The sequence below is a fragment of the Prauserella shujinwangii genome (assembly GCF_003001955.1).
GTDB lineage: Bacteria > Actinomycetota > Actinomycetes > Mycobacteriales > Pseudonocardiaceae > Qaidamihabitans > Qaidamihabitans shujinwangii.
Map to the genome: position 1 here is coordinate 235,184 of NZ_PVNH01000005.1, position 17,936 is coordinate 253,119.

The 17,936-nt window shown below is 70.4% G+C and carries 18 protein-coding genes and 1 pseudogene; 15 read left to right on the plus strand and 4 right to left on the minus strand.

Annotation, left to right across the window (positions count from 1 at the left end; all coding sequences use genetic code 11):
• Positions 1-218 precede the first annotated feature (218 nt).
• Together B0I33_RS30410 and B0I33_RS13845 are read right to left on the minus strand one after the other, a co-directional pair.
• Positions 219-1,205: pseudogene (locus B0I33_RS30410) on the minus strand (glycosyltransferase 87 family protein); the annotation flags it as partial.
• A 3-nt stretch (positions 1,206-1,208) separates the two neighbouring features.
• Complete coding sequence (locus B0I33_RS13845; protein ID WP_106179156.1) at positions 1,209-1,979, minus strand: deoxyribonuclease IV; 771 nt, start codon at positions 1,977-1,979, stop codon at positions 1,209-1,211.
• Between the two features lie 88 nt (positions 1,980-2,067).
• Between B0I33_RS13845 and B0I33_RS13850 the strand changes: the two genes are divergently transcribed.
• The 14 genes from B0I33_RS13850 (at position 2,068) to dnaB (ending at position 13,293) form a co-directional block, all read left to right on the plus strand.
• On the plus strand, positions 2,068-2,889 hold the full coding sequence (locus tag B0I33_RS13850) for a hypothetical protein (RefSeq protein ID WP_146147494.1): 822 nt from the start codon (positions 2,068-2,070) through the stop codon (positions 2,887-2,889).
• Between the two features lie 94 nt (positions 2,890-2,983).
• Positions 2,984-3,901, plus strand: a complete 918-nt coding sequence (locus B0I33_RS13855) for a hypothetical protein (RefSeq protein ID WP_106179158.1) — start codon at positions 2,984-2,986, stop codon at positions 3,899-3,901.
• Between the two features lie 85 nt (positions 3,902-3,986).
• Complete coding sequence (locus tag B0I33_RS13860) at positions 3,987-4,931, plus strand: hypothetical protein (RefSeq protein ID WP_106179159.1); 945 nt, start codon at positions 3,987-3,989, stop codon at positions 4,929-4,931.
• 80 nt (positions 4,932-5,011) lie between these two features.
• Complete coding sequence (rpsF, locus tag B0I33_RS13865) at positions 5,012-5,335, plus strand: 30S ribosomal protein S6 (protein WP_106179160.1); 324 nt, start codon at positions 5,012-5,014, stop codon at positions 5,333-5,335.
• Between the two features lie 13 nt (positions 5,336-5,348).
• On the plus strand, positions 5,349-5,837 hold the full coding sequence (locus B0I33_RS13870; RefSeq protein ID WP_106179161.1) for a single-stranded DNA-binding protein: 489 nt from the start codon (positions 5,349-5,351) through the stop codon (positions 5,835-5,837).
• A gap of 35 nt (positions 5,838-5,872) precedes the next feature.
• Positions 5,873-6,121: a 30S ribosomal protein S18 gene (gene rpsR, locus B0I33_RS13875; RefSeq protein WP_106179162.1), complete on the plus strand. Its 249-nt coding sequence runs from the start codon at positions 5,873-5,875 to the stop codon at positions 6,119-6,121.
• 12 nt (positions 6,122-6,133) lie between these two features.
• Positions 6,134-6,589, plus strand: a complete 456-nt coding sequence (rplI, locus tag B0I33_RS13880) for a 50S ribosomal protein L9 (protein WP_106179163.1) — start codon at positions 6,134-6,136, stop codon at positions 6,587-6,589.
• 228 nt (positions 6,590-6,817) lie between these two features.
• A complete protein-coding gene (locus tag B0I33_RS13890) occupies positions 6,818-7,285 on the plus strand; it encodes a hypothetical protein (protein ID WP_245900667.1) in 468 nt (155 codons plus the stop codon).
• On the plus strand, positions 7,282-7,908 hold the full coding sequence (locus B0I33_RS13895) for a DUF3558 domain-containing protein (protein WP_106179164.1): 627 nt from the start codon (positions 7,282-7,284) through the stop codon (positions 7,906-7,908). The genes B0I33_RS13890 and B0I33_RS13895 overlap by 4 nt, the downstream gene beginning before the upstream one ends.
• Positions 7,909-8,035: 127 nt before the next feature.
• Complete coding sequence (locus B0I33_RS13900; RefSeq protein ID WP_245900668.1) at positions 8,036-8,500, plus strand: hypothetical protein; 465 nt, start codon at positions 8,036-8,038, stop codon at positions 8,498-8,500.
• Complete coding sequence (locus B0I33_RS13905; RefSeq protein WP_106179165.1) at positions 8,497-9,123, plus strand: DUF3558 domain-containing protein; 627 nt, start codon at positions 8,497-8,499, stop codon at positions 9,121-9,123. The genes B0I33_RS13900 and B0I33_RS13905 overlap by 4 nt, the downstream gene beginning before the upstream one ends.
• Before the next feature lie 68 nt (positions 9,124-9,191).
• A complete protein-coding gene (locus B0I33_RS30705; RefSeq protein ID WP_106179166.1) occupies positions 9,192-10,571 on the plus strand; it encodes a PPE domain-containing protein in 1,380 nt (459 codons plus the stop codon).
• Positions 10,572-10,686: 115 nt separating this feature from the next.
• Positions 10,687-11,475, plus strand: a complete 789-nt coding sequence (locus B0I33_RS13915; RefSeq protein WP_106179167.1) for an ESX secretion-associated protein EspG — start codon at positions 10,687-10,689, stop codon at positions 11,473-11,475.
• Positions 11,476-11,910: 435 nt separating this feature from the next.
• Entirely contained in the window at positions 11,911-13,293 is a 1,383-nt protein-coding gene (gene dnaB, locus B0I33_RS13920) for a replicative DNA helicase (protein WP_106179168.1), read from the plus strand.
• A gap of 143 nt (positions 13,294-13,436) precedes the next feature.
• Here dnaB and B0I33_RS13925 read toward each other — a convergent pair whose 3' ends face one another.
• Positions 13,437-13,808: a hypothetical protein gene (locus B0I33_RS13925; RefSeq protein WP_106179169.1), complete on the minus strand. Its 372-nt coding sequence runs from the start codon at positions 13,806-13,808 to the stop codon at positions 13,437-13,439.
• A gap of 102 nt (positions 13,809-13,910) precedes the next feature.
• Between B0I33_RS13925 and B0I33_RS13930 the strand changes: the two genes are divergently transcribed.
• Positions 13,911-14,696 carry a dioxygenase family protein gene (locus tag B0I33_RS13930; RefSeq protein ID WP_106179170.1) on the plus strand — a complete coding sequence of 262 codons (786 nt, stop codon included), beginning with the start codon at positions 13,911-13,913 and terminating at the stop codon, positions 14,694-14,696.
• Between the two features lie 83 nt (positions 14,697-14,779).
• Here the strand turns inward: B0I33_RS13930 and B0I33_RS13935 are convergent, their stop codons facing one another.
• Positions 14,780-17,902: a ribosomal eL19 family protein gene (locus B0I33_RS13935; RefSeq protein ID WP_106179171.1), complete on the minus strand. Its 3,123-nt coding sequence runs from the start codon at positions 17,900-17,902 to the stop codon at positions 14,780-14,782.
• Between the last annotated feature and the right edge of the window lie 34 nt (positions 17,903-17,936).

A 17,936-nucleotide genomic window follows, 5' to 3' on the forward strand; every position in this document is an offset into this window, starting at 1 on the left:
CCCCACACCCCGATCATGACGGCCTGCGCCGCGAACCCGTTGTAGATCGTGCCGCCGTCGCCGAGCGCGCCGTACCAGCGGAAGATGCCGATCCCGATCGCCACGTCCGCCACCAGGTACGCGAGGATCCAGCCCCACCGCAGCCGCACGAGCACGAACATCGGCAGCAGCCACAGCGCGTACTGCGGCGAGTGCACCTTGTGCAGCAGCAGGAAGGCGCACAGCATCGCGGTGGCCACCTGCGGCAGCGGGTAGCTGCCCTCCGTCAGGTACCGGCGCCAGCCCAGCCAGCACGCCACCGCGAAGGCCAGCAGGACCAGCAGGGGAGAGGCGACCCCGACGAACGCGTGGTACGCCTCGTCGTCGCCCTCGAACAGCGGCCGGACGCCCCAGTACCAGATCGAGTTGGTGGTCGCGTCGGCCTCACGCTGCGCCTGGAAGCGGAACGAGGCCAACCACCCCTCGAAACCGGCCAGCGCGAACGGCACGTTCACCGCGACCGCGGTGCCCGCGGCGACGCCCACCACCTGCAGTGCCCCGCGCGGGTCCCGGCCGTGCTCGCCGCGCGGGCCACCGGTCAGCACGTACAGCGCGAGCGGCAGCACGAACATCGCCGGGTACACCTTGAGCGCGAAACCGAGCCCGAACAGCAAGGCCGCCCAGCGCGCCCGCGACCGCAGCGGGCCGCGGCCGAGGTAGAGGACCGCGAAGCCGGCCACCGCGCACGCGACCACCGGCAGGTCCCAGTTGTGGAAGGCGTAGAGCACCAGGGGCGGGCCGATCGCCCACAGCAACGCCCGCCATCCGGCGAGCCTGCCGAGCAACCACGCGGTGAGCAGGCCGAACGGTGCCAGCAGCAGGGCCGACCCCAGCAGGAACCCGGCATCGGTGTCCGCGCCGAGCGCGCCGGCCCAGATCAGCACGCCGGTGAGGACCGGGTACTCGAGCGCACCGCCGACGAGGTGCCCGTCCTCCATCCCGCCGTGGACGTACGGAAAGGTGTGCCGGTCGATGTCCCGGCCGAGCCACAGGAACTGGATGTCGGAGTAACAGGCGTCGACGTAGTTGCGCTCGGCGTAGTTCGGCGTGCTCCGGCCCGACTCGTCGAACTCGGGACCGGTGCAGCGGTTCTTGTTCGCGAAGCCGAGCGCCAGCGTCACCCCGCACAGCAGCACCAGTACGGCGAGCCCGGCCCTGTGCATCATCCGTTACAGGACACCACGCAGGTAGTCGATGTCCGCGGCCTGCCCCTCGGCCGGCGTCTCGACCACCACCGGAGCCCCCGCCGCCCTGGCGACCTCGGCCAGCAGTTCCGGCTCGATCGTGCCCGCGCCACCGACGACGTTGGCGTGCCGGTCGCGGCCCGAGCCGAACTCGTCCCGCGAGTTGTTGAGGTGGACCAGGTCGATGCGGCCCGTGATGGCCCGCACCTTGTCGACGGCCTCGGCCAGGTCCCAGCCCGCGGCGTAGGCGTGGCAGGTGTCCAGGCAGAACCCGGCGCCGAACCCGGCGACCTCGTCCCACAGCCGGGCCAGCATGTCGAGGTCCTTGGCCATGGCGCCGTCCCCGCCCGCGGTGTTCTCGATCAGCAGCGGCACCGCGAAACCGCCCTGCTCGGCCTGCCGCTGGAAGAGCTTGCGCCAGTTGGCGAGGCCCTCGCCCACGTCCTCGCCCTTGCGGACGTGCCCGCCGTGCACGATCAGCCCTTTCGCGCCGACCTCCGCCGCCCCGGCCGCGTGCTGCTGCACGATCTTGCGTGAGGGAATGCGGATCCGGTTGTTCAGCGAGGCCACGTTGACGACGTACGGGGAGTGGATGAACACCGTGACCCCCGCGGGGGCGAACTCGTCGGCCTGCGGGTGCCGCTCGGGCTTCTTCCAGCCCTGCGGATCGGAGAGGAAGAACTGCACGGCGTCGGCGCCGCGTTCCCTGGCGGCACTCAGCGGGTCGTCGTCGCGGACGTGGGCACCGATCTGCATTGGCCGAGGGTAACGATTCGCACCGACAGTCATCGAGTACGGTGACGGCTGTTCTCAACCGTGGCCTGACGGCAAGAGGGTGGAACTCATGGGGATCGGGTTTCGGCGAAGCGTGGCGCGGGCCGGTGTGGCCGGAGCCTTCCTCGCTGCCGCCCTCGCCTGCGCGGGCACGGCCCACGCGAGCGATCCGGTGGTGGACGGCTCGTGCGAGGCCACCGTCGGCGGTGGGCAGGGTGACCCGCTGCGCGTCGACGCGGGCGCCGCCGTGAACGCGCCCCGCACGCTCTCCGTCGGACTCGGTGCGGACTCCGGCTCGACCGTGTCGCTGCCCGCGAAGGAAACGGTCGACACGCTCGGCCTCAGCGGGATCGACGCCGTGTCGGGGCCCGCGACGGGCGTGTGCGACACCGGGCAGAGTGCGGTGAACACGCTGGTCGGCCCCCTGCAGGCACTGCTCGCCGACGCCACGGACCCGGGCGAACCGACGGATCCCACCGACCCCACGGATCCCACCGACCCGGCCGAGCCCGGTACGCCGGCGGATCCAGACCGGCCGGTGCCGGGCGACGACGCGCCGGGACCGGGTGGTCCCACGCTGCCGGTTCCCGGCGACGGCTTCCCCGGCACGGTGCCCACCGGCACCGGCGGTTTCCTGCCGATCGGGGCCGGAGCGTTCTCGGCGCTCGACCCCGCCGTCGTGCCGCCCCAGCTGGGACCCCCGCCCCCGCACGCGCCCGACCTCGCGCAGCCGGAGGCAGGCACGCCGTCGAGGGACAACGAGTCCGGCACCGTGCGGGCGATCCCGGTGACGAACGCGCCCGACCGGCTGCCGTTGTTCCTCGCCGTGGTGGCCCTGGCACTGGTCACCGCGGGCCTCGCCCGCACGTGGCTGCGCCGAAGGCCCGCCTGACCACCGGGATCGCCCGACTGGCCGACGTCACGAATCGCTCGTACGGTCGTTGCACCGGTAAGAGCAGCCGGAGCGACGCGGTGGAGGACGAGCGATGCAAGGGCGCAAGCGCAGGACCGTGGCAGCGGGTGCGGCCGCGTTCGTCCTCGCCGGATCGGCGGCGTTCGCGACACCCGGCACCGCCGCCGCGGAGACCATCGAAGCGGGCTGCGGCGACACGGTCACGGCGCGGCCCGGCGACCGGATCCAGACGCCGTTCGGTCTCAAAACCGTCACCGACGGACTGACCTCCCTGGTCGGCGGCCTGCTCGGGGGCCTGTGCAAGATCACGGTCAACGTCGTCGACACCGTCGTCGAACCCGTCCCCGTCGTCGGTGAGCCACTCGCCAGCGCGGTGAACGGCGCCGTGCGGGACACCACGAAGTCGGTCACCGACACCGCCGAAGGGGTCACCGGCGCGATCACGGGGTCCGGCTCCGGCGCGCAGCCCGCTCCGGAGAGCGGCGGCGGCCGGCCCGCGCCGGAAAAGCCCGGGGCAGGCACCGGACCACGGCCCTCGGCCGGCGGCGACAAGAGCGACCAGCGGCCCCGGCGCGGTCCCGAGCCGAACAGTCCGCTGCTCCTCGGCGGCTCCGGTATGTCCGGGCTGCCCGGGCTGGCCTACCTGCCCACCGACTTCAGCACCGGCTACGCACCGATGCGCGACTACAGCGGCATCCCCATGGCCACGGCCGGGCTGTTCTCGCCGTCCCCCGGCATCCGCTACGGCGGGCAGATCCCCGGGTACTCGCCCGAGTTCGGCATCCTCGGCGGGGACTACGGGACCACCGGCGACGGCGGTGCGGACGACTCCGTGCGGAACGCGGGCCGGGCGGAGGCGCTGCCCGCGGGCCAGAGTGGCGACGGCGCCGCGGGGGCGACGCTGCCGATGCTGCTCGCCGTGCTCTCGTTGTCCGGGGTGGCGGCGGCGCTCGTGCGGACCTGGGTGCTGCGCAGGGCAACCGCGCAGTAGGTACGCGCGTATCCTCTACGTGCCTGGCTCGTTGCCCCCGTCGAGGCACTTCTTGACATGCTGTCAATCCCGGAGGACTGCCCCCGTGCGGATCACCCCCACCGCCCTGGCCGCGACCACGCGCAAGGTACTCGTGAGCACCGCGGCGGCCGCCGTGCTCACCGGCGTCTCGTTCTTCGGCGGGGGCACCGCGGCGGCGACCACCCTGCAGGACGAGTCCTGCACCTCGGCGATCAGCGGCCCTGTCGGTGACGACGTCGTGCTGGCGGGCGCGACCGTCAAGGGCGTGGTGAAGACCGCGGCCGAGGAGGCCCGCGGCTTCTGGACGCTGCTCACCGTGTGGCCCGACCATCTCGCCAACGAGATCGCCAAGGAGCAGCTCCCGGTCGGCACGGTGCCCAACGCACCGAGCGGCAAGATCGACGGCGCGACCGTCGGCGCCGCCGTGCGCGAAGCGCTGAAGGACGAGCACGGGCTGGGCGCCACCGCCGACACCAAGCGGCGGACCCTCGACCACATCACGAAGAAGGTGGCCGGCACCTGCGGCTTCGTCGTCCGGGCGGCGAACTACGTGGCCCCGACCACCAGCTCGCCGAAGCAGCAGCCGCGCTCGGGGTCGGGCGGCGGCCAGGCCGACACGCCGAGCTCGCCCGGCTCGACGAGCGCACCCGGATCCGCCTCCCTGCTGCCCCAGGGCTCCGGCACCGGCTACGCCGCGCCGCGCGACTACGGCGACATCCCCGCGGCGCAGGCACCGAGCGCCGGGATCGCCGTGCCCCCCGACCTGCGGTACGCGCCGTCGAGCGGCACGCCGGGGGAGACGCCGGAGTTCGGGATCCTCGGCGCCGACGGCAGGGACGGCTCGGACGGCGGCCGGAATGCCGACGTGCGCAACGCGGGCAACGCGGACGCGCTCGCGGCGGACCACTCGCCCGGCGACGTGCAGCTGCCGATGTTGCTGGCAGTGGTGGCACTCGCCGGAGTGACCGCCGCACTGGTCCGCACCTGGGTGCTGCGCAAGGTGTCGTAGCCGGTCTCTACACTGGTCAGCTGACAACCCTCCTGTCACGGACCGTCCGTGACCGCCAAGCCCACAGGAGGTGAGTGGTTGTGTCACGCCATTACGAGGTAATGGTCATCCTCGATCCCACGCTCGACGAGCGTCAGGTCGCCCCGACGCTGGAGAACTACCTCAAGGTCATCCGCAACTCCGGCGGCAGCGTCGAGAAGGTCGACGTCTGGGGCCGCCGCAGGCTGGCCTACGAGATCAAGAAGCACGCCGAGGGCATCTACGCCGTGCTGGACCTGAACTCCGACCCCGACGCGGTCAAGGAGCTCGACCGCCAGCTCTCGCTGCAGGAGACCGTGCTCCGCACCAAGGTCGTGCGGCGTCAGCTGCCGCGTGGTGCCAAGAAGACTGCCGCCAAGGTCTGAAAGGTAGGCAGCCATGGCTGGAGAGACCGTCATCACGGTCGTCGGCAACCTGACCGCGGACCCCGAGCTGCGGTTCACGCCGTCCGGCGCGGCGGTCGCGAACTTCACCGTCGCGTCCACGCCGCGCACCTTCGACCGCCAGACGGGCGAGTGGAAGGACGGCGAGGCGCTGTTCCTGCGCTGCAACATCTGGCGGCAGGCGGCCGAGAACGTCGCCGAGACGCTGACCCGGGGTGCCCGGGTGATCGTCCAGGGCAGGCTCAGGCAGCGCTCGTTCGAGACCAAGGAAGGCGAGAAGCGCACGGTCGTCGAGCTCGAGGTCGACGAGATCGGGCCGTCCCTGCGCTACGCCACCGCCAAGGTGAACAAGGTCAGCCGCGGTAGCGGTAGTGGCGGCGGTGGCGGCTTCGGAGGCGGCGGCGCGCCCGCCGACGACCCGTGGGGCTCCGCGCCGCCCGCAGGCGGCGGTGGCGGTGGCTTCTCCGACGAACCGCCCTTCTAGAGACAACCACCCGAAGATTTCCCCAGGAGTACATCGTGGCCAAGCCACCAATCCGTAAGCCGAAGAAGAAGGTCTGCGTGTTCTGCAAGGCGGAGAAGAAGGGCCGCCCGGAACTCATCGACTACAAGGACACCGCCCTGCTGCGGAAGTACATCTCCGACCGCGGCAAGATCCGTGCCCGCCGGGTCACCGGCAACTGCAGCCAGCACCAGCGCGACATCGCCATCGCGGTCAAGAACTCCCGCGAGATGGCGCTGCTGCCCTACACGTCGACGGCTCGGTAAGGAGGTCTCACCATGGCGAAGATCATCCTGACGACCGACGTGGCGAACCTGGGCGGACCGGGCGACATCGTGGAGGTCCGCGACGGCTACGCGCGGAACTACCTGCTGCCGCGGGGCTACGCGATCGCCGCGACCAAGGGCGCCGAGAAGAACGTCCGGACCATCCGCCGCGCCCAGGAGGCCCGCCGGATCCGTGACCTCGACCACGCCAAGGAGATCAAGGCGACCCTCGAGGGGCTCGGCACCATCGAGCTGTCGGCGAAGGCCGCGCAGGGCTCGAAGAAGCTGTTCGGCTCGGTCACCACGACCGACGTCGTCAACGCCATCAAGGGCGCGGGCGGCCCGCTGCTCGACAAGCGGACCATCCAGCTCAGCGAGCACATCAAGACGCTGGGTACGCACAAGGTGACCGCGCGGCTGCACCCCGAGGTCGCCGCCGACGTGCAGCTGGAAGTCACGCCGAAGTAGGAACCGTCCCGGGCCGGCGGCCCACTCGCGTCACGGCGGGGTCTCTCTTTCCGGGAGACCCCGCCGTTTCGCGTTCACGGGGAACCAGCACCACGTATGGTTCCGTCTGAGTGTCGAGTGTCGGGAACGTCCGCTTGACGCTCACTTGACGTGACCGGAAGACTCTGAGTCCGAGCAAGCGCCGTGGCCAGGGGTGGCCGCGACGGGGGTTACCAAAGGGGTTGGATTATGCTGCCTCCAGTCGACCGTCTGCCGACCGCGCCGCCGATCCCACCGATCGGCATCGCCGGCGCAGCCGCCGGTGCGGCCGCCCTGGGCGTCGCCGCCGCCAAACAAGTCAGCACCCTGTCCGGAGGCGGCGCAGGAGGAGCCGGAGGCGGGGGCTACACCTTCACCCCCGAAGAAATCGACGAAGTCATCCGCCAATGGGAAGACCTCTACGATGATCTGTTGAAGGACGAGACCGATGCGCGCGATGTTGCCAACGTGAAGGCCCCAGGCACCGAGTTCGCCAGCGGAGATTTCCAGCAGGCCGCTCAACCCTCCGGAAATGCGCTACTTGAGCAGACCAAACGGATGCGTGAGTACGTCTACCGCTACATCGAGGCCTTGAAACAAGCCAAGGGCGCCACCCAGGCACAGGACGAAAACGCGGCGGCCGACGCCAACTCCGCCGGTGGGATGCTGGGCTCATGATCCCCCGCTGTACATCCGCCCGACTCATAACCGCGTTCGCGATCGCCATCGCGCTTTCCGCCTGCTCTGGGACTGAGGGAGGTAGCGCCAGCGCTGGTGACCCAACGACCTCTACCCAGCAATCGGCCAGCGCCTCCAGCAGCGGGGATGGCGCGAACAGAGCACCCGGTGTCTCCAATCCCCTGGACGTCTCCGGCCTGGAGAACGATCCGTGCGCCGCGCTCTCCGATGCCGACCTGAGCACCCTGAGTCTGCAGCCAGGCACGCGCGACACCAGTAACTCGCGGCCGATGTGCGCGTACAAGTACGCGAGCGACGCAAGCAGTCAGATCCACGTGATCCTGGATACGAACCTTTCCAACGGCCTCAGCGACATCTACGCCCGCGAGAGCGGTCTCGCCTATTTCGAGCCGACGACAGTCAGCGATTACCCAGCTGTCTACGCCGGTTCCACAGATGACCGGGCGAACGGAGTCTGTGAATTGCACATCGGTGTCACCGACTCGGTCGCCGTAACGCTGATCGCCTATCTGAGCCCTGGCACCTCCGACTATCCGCGTGGGTGTGAGGTGGCGGAGCTGACGGCGAAGACCATGATCGAGAATCTCAAGGGCGGGTCCTGATGGTGACGGGAACCACATCGAGAGGCGGGACGTCGCAGGGACAGCGAGCCTCGATAAGCCAGGTAGCGATGTTCGTCATGGAGTGCGACCCAGAACGCCACGGCAACCTCGTCGAAGGGGGTAAGTGATGCTGCCTCCAGTCGACCGTCTGCCGACCGCGCCGCCGATCCCACCGATCGGCATCGCCGGCGCAGCCGCCGGTGCGGCCGCCCTGGGCGTCGCCGCCGCCAAACAAGTCAGCACCCTGTCCGGAGGCGGCGCAGGAGGAGCCGGAGGCGGGGGCTACACCTTCACCCCCGAAGAAATCGACGAAGTCATCCGCCAATGGGAAGACCTCCTCCGTGATCTCGACGACGATCTACGTGACGCCGATTTGGTGGCGGCAGTGCAGGGACCCGGCACCGAGTTCGCCAGCGGAGATTTCGAACGGGCTGCAGGTCCTTCAGGACGCGCCTTGTTGGAACAGACGATCAGGATGCGGGACTACGTCAGCCAGTACCTCGATGCACTGAAAAACGCGCGGAACGCCACACAGGCCCAGGATGAGAACGCTGCAGCAGACGCCGACAAGGCGGGGGGCATGCTGACATGAAGCTACCCCGTGTCTTCGTCGGACTGGTTGGCGCCCTTGCCATCACGGCGGTCAGTGCCTGCTCTGATGCAGAAGGAGGCAGCGCAGTTCCGAATGGTCCGACGACACCCACCGGTCAAGCCCCGAGCGCACCAGGTAGTACGCCGAGCGGCGGAAGCGACGCACCCACTGTTCCCAATCCCGTCGACGTTTCCGCACTTGAGTCCGACCCGTGCTCCGCACTCTCGTCAGCCCAGGTCGAACGACTCAACCTGCAATCCGGTAAGAAGGACTCGGTCGGCACGGGACCGTTGTGCGAGTACGAGTACGACGACGATTCTGCCAGCCGCGTCAGTATCATCCAAACACCGGATTTCACCAACGGACTTACGGATGTCTACGCCCGCAAGGATTCCCTGGCTTACTTCGAGCCGACTGAGATATCCGGATATCCGGCCGTCTACGCAAGCCGTTCCGATGGCCGTGCGAACGGAATTTGCCAGCTTCATGTTGGGCTTACCGACAGCTTCGTCGCCACGTTGTATGTGCAGCTGACCCACAGCACCCCCGACTATCCGCGGGGGTGTGAGGTGGCGGAGCTGACCGCACAGACCATGATCGAGAATCTCAAGGGGGGCTCCTGATGTCCACGGGAACCACATCGAGAGGCGGAACGTCGCAGAGACGGCGAGAACTGGGGAGCTGAGGAGCGATGGTTGTCTTTGTGCTTGGTGCGCTCGCCGGGGCGGGGGCCGTAGCGGCCTGGGCGTCGCAGGACGAGGCGCAGAACCAGACGGCGGCGCACGGGAACCGCTCGATCCAGGCGGATCAGATCTATCAGCAGATCATGAGCGGCCCGGGGAGCGGGCCGCTGCAGGAAGGTAAGTCGGCCAGCGACATGCTGCAGAGCCGCTACCAGATGCGGATCGCTCAGATCGAGCAGCTCAACCAGAAGATGGACGCCGCGTGGACCGGCGAGGGCGGTTCGTCGGCGCGTGCGGGGGCTCATCCGCTGAAGATCTGGATGGAGGACTCCCACACCAACCTTGGCCGGACCAGCACCGCGCTCGACAACCAGAGCTCCGCCTTCGACACGGTGTCCCGCAAGGTCGAGCCGATGCCGTCGAAGCCTCCGGAAAGCGGCTTCCTCAACGACATCAACCCGTTCGAGACCGACACCGACCGCGCGATCCAGGACTACAACCGCAAGGCGCAGGTCAACGTCGACGCGTTCAACGAGTACTACAACGCCAGCGCGAGCAACGCGAGCGTGATGCCCACGTACGGCTCCATGGAGGGGCAGTACGGCGACATCAAGATCGATCCGAACGCCGGTGACGGCGGCGGTCGCGACGGCTCCATCCGGGTCCCGGAAGTGGGAGGCGGCGGCGACCGATCCGGCGGCAGCGTGCCGGGTGTCGGCGGCGGTCCCGGTGGCTCCGGTGGCGGTTCCGGAGGCGGCTCTGGTGGCGGTTACGGCGGGAGCTACCAGCCGCCCGGTGGCGGCAACTACCAACCACCCGGCTACCAGCCGCCGCCGGGGGAGTACGGCACCGACGACCCCCGCGTGAATCCGCCAGGCTTCCGCGACCCGGGCAACCTGCGGCCCCCGATCGGGTACGACGTGCCCGGCGGTGAGGACGACGGCACCGACATCTCCGGCTACACCCCACCCTCGTCGAACCCGCCGGGTAGCGGCCCCTACACCCCGGGCGCTCCCGGCACGTTCGGTCCCGGTGGCCCCGGCGGTGGCGGTTCCGGTGGTGGCAGCGTCAGTGGAGTCGGCGGTGTGGGCGGTATCGGCGGTGGTGGCGCCGCGGCAGGTCCGCTCGGCGCGGGTGCCACCAGCGGCGTCGGCTCCGGCGCGGGCTCAGGTACCGGCGCCGGTGCGGCGGGTGCGGCCGGAGCCGCGGGCCGTGGTGCGGCGGGCATGGGCCGCGGCGGCATGATGCCGATGGGCGCGGCCGGTGGCGCAGGCCGTGGCCAGGGCGGCGAGGACGAGGAGCACGAGCGCAAGTACCTCCTCGCCGAGGACGGGGACTCCCTCTTCGGCACCGACGAGCTCACGGCCCCGCCGGTGATCGGCGAATAGCACCTTCGCCGAGGCACGACCACCACATCCAGCGACCCCGCACCGGCCCGCTCGGGAGTACGTTCTCCCGGGCGGGCCCGGCGCGGGTCCCGCCCGACACCGACGAGGAGCACCGGTGCTCGACCAGCAGGTGACCATGACGACCGCCACACTGGTCAACCTCATCCGCAGGCGTCAGGCCGAGCCGCACACCGTCCTCGGCGAGACGCCCGCGTGGTACAGCGAAGAGGCGCGGCGCGCCCACGACCAGCGTGCCCACGCGGAGCTCGCCGCGTTCGGCCTCGCCGACGGCAACGGCATCCATCCCGGGCTCCTCGCCACCGTGGACGCGATCGCCCGGCCCGCACTGGAGTACTACGGCTGGGTCAACGGCGGCCACGAGGGCAGGCCGATCAACTTCACCCTGCTCGCGGGCAGTGCCGCGGGCGAGGCGTTCGTCGTCGCCCGCGACGTGGACAAGGGTGTCGTCGTCATCGTCACCGTGCGCCCCGAGGAACTCCTCGACAACTTCCTCGCCCAGATCCCGCAGCTCCCACCGGGCAGGGGACAGCAGCTCTCCGTGCCGAAGAGCGCGGTCGTCGGGCGGCGTGACGCGGACCGCGAGGAGTTCGAGCTCATGCGCACCAACCGGCCCAGCAAGGAGGGCCGCGACGCCGCCGAGCTGAAGCGGATCCTGGGCCTGCACCGCATCGGCGGTGGCAGTCTCTACGTCGCCGCCCGCAACCGGACCGGCACCCGCCACCGGATCGACAAGCCCGTCACCTACATCGACACCGGCGAGGGCCGCTGGCTGACCGAGGAGGTCCCCGGCGCGGGCGAACCCCAGTACCTGTGCACCCCGGCGACCCCCCAACTACTCCAGGGGCGGCTACGCAACGCACAGAGCCGCCTTCCGGTGAACTGACCCGGCGCCACCCGTTCAGCCCAACGGGTACCCCGTCCACGCTGCGTAGTTTTCATCCACAGGACCCCGGCGACCTGGTGACAGCCGGCCCGCGCGACACGCCGAGGACGGCATCTACCCCGACACGCCGAAAGAGTTCCAACAAGTTTGTCCACAGCTTACCCACATGCCTTGACCTGCGGATTCACCGAGGATGCCAATACTTGCCCCCAGGTTGTACACAGGCTGACGAGCGCTTGTGACTCGTTGGGCCGCTCCATCCACAGGTAGTGCACAGGCCGGTCCCCAAGCGGAATTGCGCTGCTACTTCCGGGCGATCTAGCGTGCCCGCGGCGGCCGAAACGCCGGACCCCCGATGTGCCGGAACAAGGCCCCTGATCCGCTATAATTCGAACGGGTGTTCGAACACTCGACTCCGAGGAGGTGCCTGCACCGGTGGCGATCACCGACGACCGTGGTGCCGCGTTCGCGCCCGGCGACCAGGGCGGGTTCGACCGGCAGCCGCCACAGGACGTCGCCGCCGAACAGTCGGTGCTGGGTGGCATGCTCCTCTCGAAGGACGCCATCGCCGACGTGGTCGAAGTGCTCCGCCCCGGCGACTTCTACCGGCCCGCGCACCAGGCCGTCTACGACTGCGTTCTCGACCTCTACGGCCGGGGCGAACCGGCCGACCCGATCACGGTCTCGGCCGAGCTGGAGCGGCGCGGCGAGCTGAACCGGGTCGGCGGCGCACCGTACCTGCACACGCTGATCGCCACCGTGCCCACGGCCGCGAACGCCGGCTACTACGCGCAGATCGTCGCCGAGAAGGCGGTGCTGCGCAGGCTGGTCGAGGCGGGCACCCGGATCGTCCAGTACGGCTACGGCGCCGCGAGCGGCGAGAACAGCGACATCAACGAGGTCGTCGACCGGGCACAGGCGGCGATCTACGACGTCACCGAGCGGCGCACCAGCGAGGACTACATCGCGCTGGAAGAGCTGCTGCAGCCCACGATGGACGAGATCGACGCGATCGCGTCCCGCGGCGGCACGGCCCAGGGCGTGCCCACCGGTTTCGTCGACCTCGACGAGGTGACCAACGGACTGCACCCCGGCCAGATGGTCATCGTGGCCGCGCGGCCCGGTGTCGGCAAGTCGACACTGGGGCTCGACTTCGCCAGGTCCTGCTCGATCCGCCACGGCATGACCAGCGTCATCTTCTCGCTGGAGATGAGCCGTACCGAGATCGTCATGCGCATGCTCTCCGCCGAGGCGCGGATCCGGCTCGCCGACATGCGCGGTGGCCGGATGTCCGACGACGACTGGACCCGGCTCGCCCGCAGGATGAGCGAGATCAGCGAGGCTCCGCTGTTCATCGACGACTCGCCCAACCTCACGATGATGGAGATCCGCGCGAAGGCGCGCCGGCTCAAGCAGCGCAACGACCTCCGACTCGTCGTCGTCGACTACATGCAGCTCATGACGTCGGGCAAGCGCGTCGAATCCCGGCAGCAGGAGGTCTCGGAGTTCTCGCGTGCGCTGAAGCTGCTGGCCAAGGAGATCGAGGTGCCGGTGGTCGCGATCAGCCAGCTGAACCGCGGCCCCGAACAGCGGACCGACAAGCGCCCGATGCTGTCCGACCTGCGTGAGTCGGGTTCGCTGGAGCAGGACGCCGACATGGTGCTGCTGATCAACCGGCCGGACGCGTGGGAGCGCGACGATCCGCGAGCGGGCGAGGCCGACCTGATACTGGCCAAGCACCGCGCGGGGCCGACCAGCACCATCACCGTCGCCCACCAGCTGCACTACAGCCGGTTCGCCGACCTCGCCCAGGAGTAGCGGCTCCGCGGGTGGCACCCCGGCGGATCAGACGCCGACGCCCCCGGGCAGGAACGCGTCGCCGAGCATGCGCCAGTACGGGAGCGCGGAGCGTCCCGGTTCGATCCCGAGCACCTGGATCCCGACGTCGATCGGAGCGGCCGTCACGGGATCGCCAGGCCTGCGCCGCGCAGGGCCTCCTCGACCCGCAGCCGCTCCAGTTCACGGTCGATGCCCTCGGGTACGGCGTCGAGGCGGTGTGCGACGCCGACGGCGCGGCACGCCTGCGCCAGCAGGGCGTCGTAGGCCTCGCCGGTGGCGCGACGGCGCACCATCGGCGCGTTCGGCGGCAGGGTCGCCAGCGAGTGCCGCACCCGCCGGAGATCGGCGGCCAGGCGCTCGACCGGTGGACCCTGCGGTTCGGGCGCACGCCGCCGCCGCGCCGCGGCCACCAGCCGGGGCAGCATGAGGATCACCCAGCACGTCGCCGTCGGGGCGATGACCACAGCGAGGTAGATCAGGACGTTCCCGACCATGCCTCATGGTACGGCCGTGGACGGCCACGGCGGAGAAGCGGGAATAGCCAGAAGGGGCCAGGTGCCACTATCATGTAGTTGAACATTCAATATGGAGTGCACATGACCGCAGCCACCGAACGGGCGCCCGTGCTGTACCTGAGCCACGGCGCTCCGCCCCTCGCGGACGACCCCACGTGGACCCGCCAGCTCGCCGACTGGTCGGCCGGACTCGGCAGGCCGACCGCGATCCTCGTCGTGTCGGCGCACTGGGAGGAAGCGCCGCTCACCGTGGGCGCGACCACCACGGTGCCACTCGTCTACGACTTCTGGGGCTTCCCCGAGCGCTACTACCAGGTGCGCTATCCCGCACCGGGCGCTCCCGGACTGGCGGCCCGGGTGCGCCTGCTGCTGAACGGCGCGGGCACACCGGTGCACGACGCCCCCGAACGCGGCCTGGACCACGGCGCCTACGTGCCGCTGGTGGAGATGTTCCCGGGCGCCGACGTCCCGGTGCTGCAGATCTCGATGCCCAGCCTCGACCCGGAGGAGCTCTACGAACTCGGCCGCAGGCTGGCGCCGTTGCGCGACGAGGGGGTACTGATCATCGGCAGCGGCTTCTTCACGCACAACCTGAGCGCGATGAACGCGGTCAACGGCGTCGACGGCACCCCGCCCACGTGGTCCGCCGAGTTCGACCACTGGGGCGAGCAGGTGCTCGGCGAGGGCGACATCGACGCGCTGCTCGACTTCGAGCACAAGGCACCGGCCGCCCGGCTCGCGCATCCGCGCATCGAGCACTTCGCACCGCTGTTCGTCTCCCTCGGCGCGGCAGAGGGCGGCCTGCCGCGCACCGTCATCGACGGCTACTGGTACGGGCTGGCGAAGCGCTCCGTGCAACTCGACTGACCACAGAAAGGGGCCGGGCCCGGAAGCTGGCTGCTTCCGGGCCCGGCCCTCGTCCTGTTCGACGACCTCGAACGGTCAGGGCATCAGCCCAGGTTGAAGTCGTTCACGCTGACGCCGTCCAGCACACCCTGGAACGAGCCGAGCGGGCTCGAGTCCAGCTGGGGCAGCGCCGGAAGCTCACCGGCCGGGGCCAGCGAGCCGGCGTCCACCGCGGGGAGGACCTGGGTGTCACCGATCGGCAGCGCCGACGGCAGGTCGGTCGGCAGCAGCTCCACCGGCAGCGTGTTGACCTGCGGCAGGTCGGCACGCTCCGCGGCACGCGAGCCGAGCGGCAGGCCACCCGTGGTGGGCAGGCTCACCGGCAGGCTCGACACGTCGGGCAGGCCACCACCCAGACCGCTCAGGCCCTCGAGGGCGCCGAGGTGGCTCACCTCGAGCGGGGAGGCCGTCAGGGCGGTCAGCGGGAGGCCGCTCACCGGAAGGCTACCCAGCCCGGGCAGCCCGGTGGTGGGCAGCTGCGAGGCCTTCGCCATGCCGACCGGAAGGCCGGACGTGCTGGGCAGGCTCGGCAGCCCGGTCGCGGGCAGCTCGGCCCCGGTGATCGGCAGGTTGATCTGCGGCTCCTCGCCGGCCACCGAGATGTCGGTCATGTTCGACACCGTGGTCGACACCTCGGCCAGCAGCTCCAGCGGCAGGTCGTAGACCTGGACGAGCACACCGAGCGGGTGCTGCTCGTTCAGCCCGGACAGGGCGTCCGTCGACCCGGCCGTGGTGGTCTGCCCACCGACCGTGCCGACCGTGTCGTTGTCCGCGACGGCGTGCGCGACACCGCCGACCGACGCGGCGACACCGAAGACCTGGGCCACCGCGGCCACCGGCACGTCGAAGATGTCACCGGAGATCGCACCGCCCTCGCCGGAGGTGGTGATGTCGCCACCCGAGGCCACGTCGGTGGTGTTGTACCCGGTGCCGGTCGCCACCGCGGTCAGGCTGGCGGCGTCGCCGAAGACCTGTGCGATCGGCAGCGCCTGGGCGCTGAGCACGTTGCCCGCGATCGAACCGCCGTCGCCGTTGGTCTTGCTGTCGCCACCGGCGGCCGAGACCACGTCGTTGGTGGCGTCGCCGTGACCGGTGCCGATCCAGCTCGCCCCGACGCCGAACACGGTCGCCGCCGCGCCTGCCGGGACCTGGATGATGTTGCCCGCGACGGAGCCGCCCTTACCGGTGGTGCTGGCGTCGCCGACGGCGAGCGAGTCGGTCAGGTTCTCGCTGGTGCCGCTGCCGTTGCCGATCCAGGAGGCGCCGACGCCGTGCACCTGGGCGGGCAGCGAGACCGGGACGAACCCGATGTTGCCCGAGCCAGTGCCCTTCTTGCCGTTGGCCTTCACGTCGCCGCCGGCCTCGGAGATGGTGTCGGCGGTCGCCGCACCGTGGCCGTTGCCGATCCAGGTGCCACCCACGCCGAACACCTGCGCGGGCACGGAGAGCGGGGCCGAGACGAGGTTCGCGGCGAGGAAGCCGTTGTCGTCGTCGGTGCTGCCGCCGCCACCGGCCTTGACGCGCTTGGTCTCCTCGGCGGTGCCGTAGCCCTGGCCGATCCAGGAGCCGCCGACGCCGAAGATCTCGACCGGGCCCGCCACCGGCACCTGCACCAGGTTGCCGGAGCCCGCGGCGTCGTTGCCGCGCGTGCCGTTGTACTGGCCGGACTGGACGTTCTTCTCCTCGGTCGCGTTGCCCGAGGCGTTGCCGATCCAGGAACCGCCGATGCCGAAGGCCTCGACCGTCGACGCGACCTGGCCGGTCACGGTGTTGGCGGACAGCATCGAGCCGTCGCCGTTGGAGTAGGTGCCCTCACCGGCGGTCGCGCTGGTGGCGTTCTCGTGCCCCTTGGCGTGGGCGTTGCCGATCCAGGTGCCACCGACACCGAACACCTCGACGGGCAGTGCGACCGGCAGGTCGGCGATGTTGCCGGAGCCCGCGGCGTTCTGGCCGCTCGTGCTGGCGAACCCACCGGCCTGCATCTCGGCCTCGGAGCTGGTGTCCTCGGTGACCGAGTTGCCGATCCACGCGGCGGCGGTGCCGGTCACGGAGGCGAGCAGCGCACCCTGCGGGTCGACGATGTTCCCGGACAGGAACGACTCGTCCCCGTCGGTCTGGATGAACGCCGGGATGTTCTTCATGCCCGGCGTGGTGCCGCCGGCGATGGCCTCGGTCTCCGAGCCACCGGAGGCGTCGGCGTCACCGCCCCACGACACGGCGTCGTTCGCGACGCGGACCGGCAGCGCGATCGGCGCGCCGACCACGTTGCCCGCACCGGCGCCCTGGTCGCCGTGCGTGATGATGTAGCCGCCGGACTCGGCCTCGCTCTCCGAGTCGAAGTCCGTCTCGGCGTGCCCGAGGAACCAGCCGAGGGCGTTGCCCGAGACCTGCACCGGCGTGGCGAACTGCGGGCTCACGACGTTGCCCGCGAGGCCGCCGTTGGTGCCGTCGGTCTCGATGGTGCCGGTGGTCGCGGTGCTCTGCTCCGCGCTGCCCGACGTCTTGCCGCTACCGAAGAGGCCGCCGGCGTTGCCGGAGATCTGCACGGGCAGCGCCCAGTCGAGAGCCACCACGTTGCCCGCGAGCCCGCCACCGGCACCGCTGGTGGAGACGTCGGTGTTGTGCGCGTAGGACTGCGAGTGGTCGGAGTCGACCTCCGCGTGGCCCAGCACACCGATCGCGTTGCCGGTGATCTGGATCGGCACGGCGACGTTGCCGACGACCTTGTTCCCCTGGAACGGCTCGGAGCTCTGCTGCGTGGCGGGCGCCACGCGCTCCTGCGCGGGTGCCTTGCTCGCGGACTTCCCGAGGGTCGAGCCAGCCTGGCTCGCCATGCTCGCGGCCTTGTTCAGCGGAGCGGTGGCCGGCGCGGTCGCCTTCGACAGCGGGGCCGTGGCCTTGCCCAGGGGAGCGGCGGCCTTGTTGATCGGGTCGGTGACCGGCTTGGTGCTGATCTCACCCTGGTGGCCGGGCAGGTCGACCTGCTGGCCCGCCACCGCGACGGCGTTGTCGCCGATGTCGACGGGAATGCTGGCGGTCAGGTCGAGGGGACCGGCGGGGGTGTCCGGGTCCACCTTCTCGTTGGCAGAAGCGATGCCGGTGCCCAGCATCAGCAAACCACCGGTGACCAGCGCGGTCTGAATTCCGCGCTTCGCCCAGGTCTGCATGTGAGTGGTTCTCCTTTTCCTTGGTTCCCTTGCG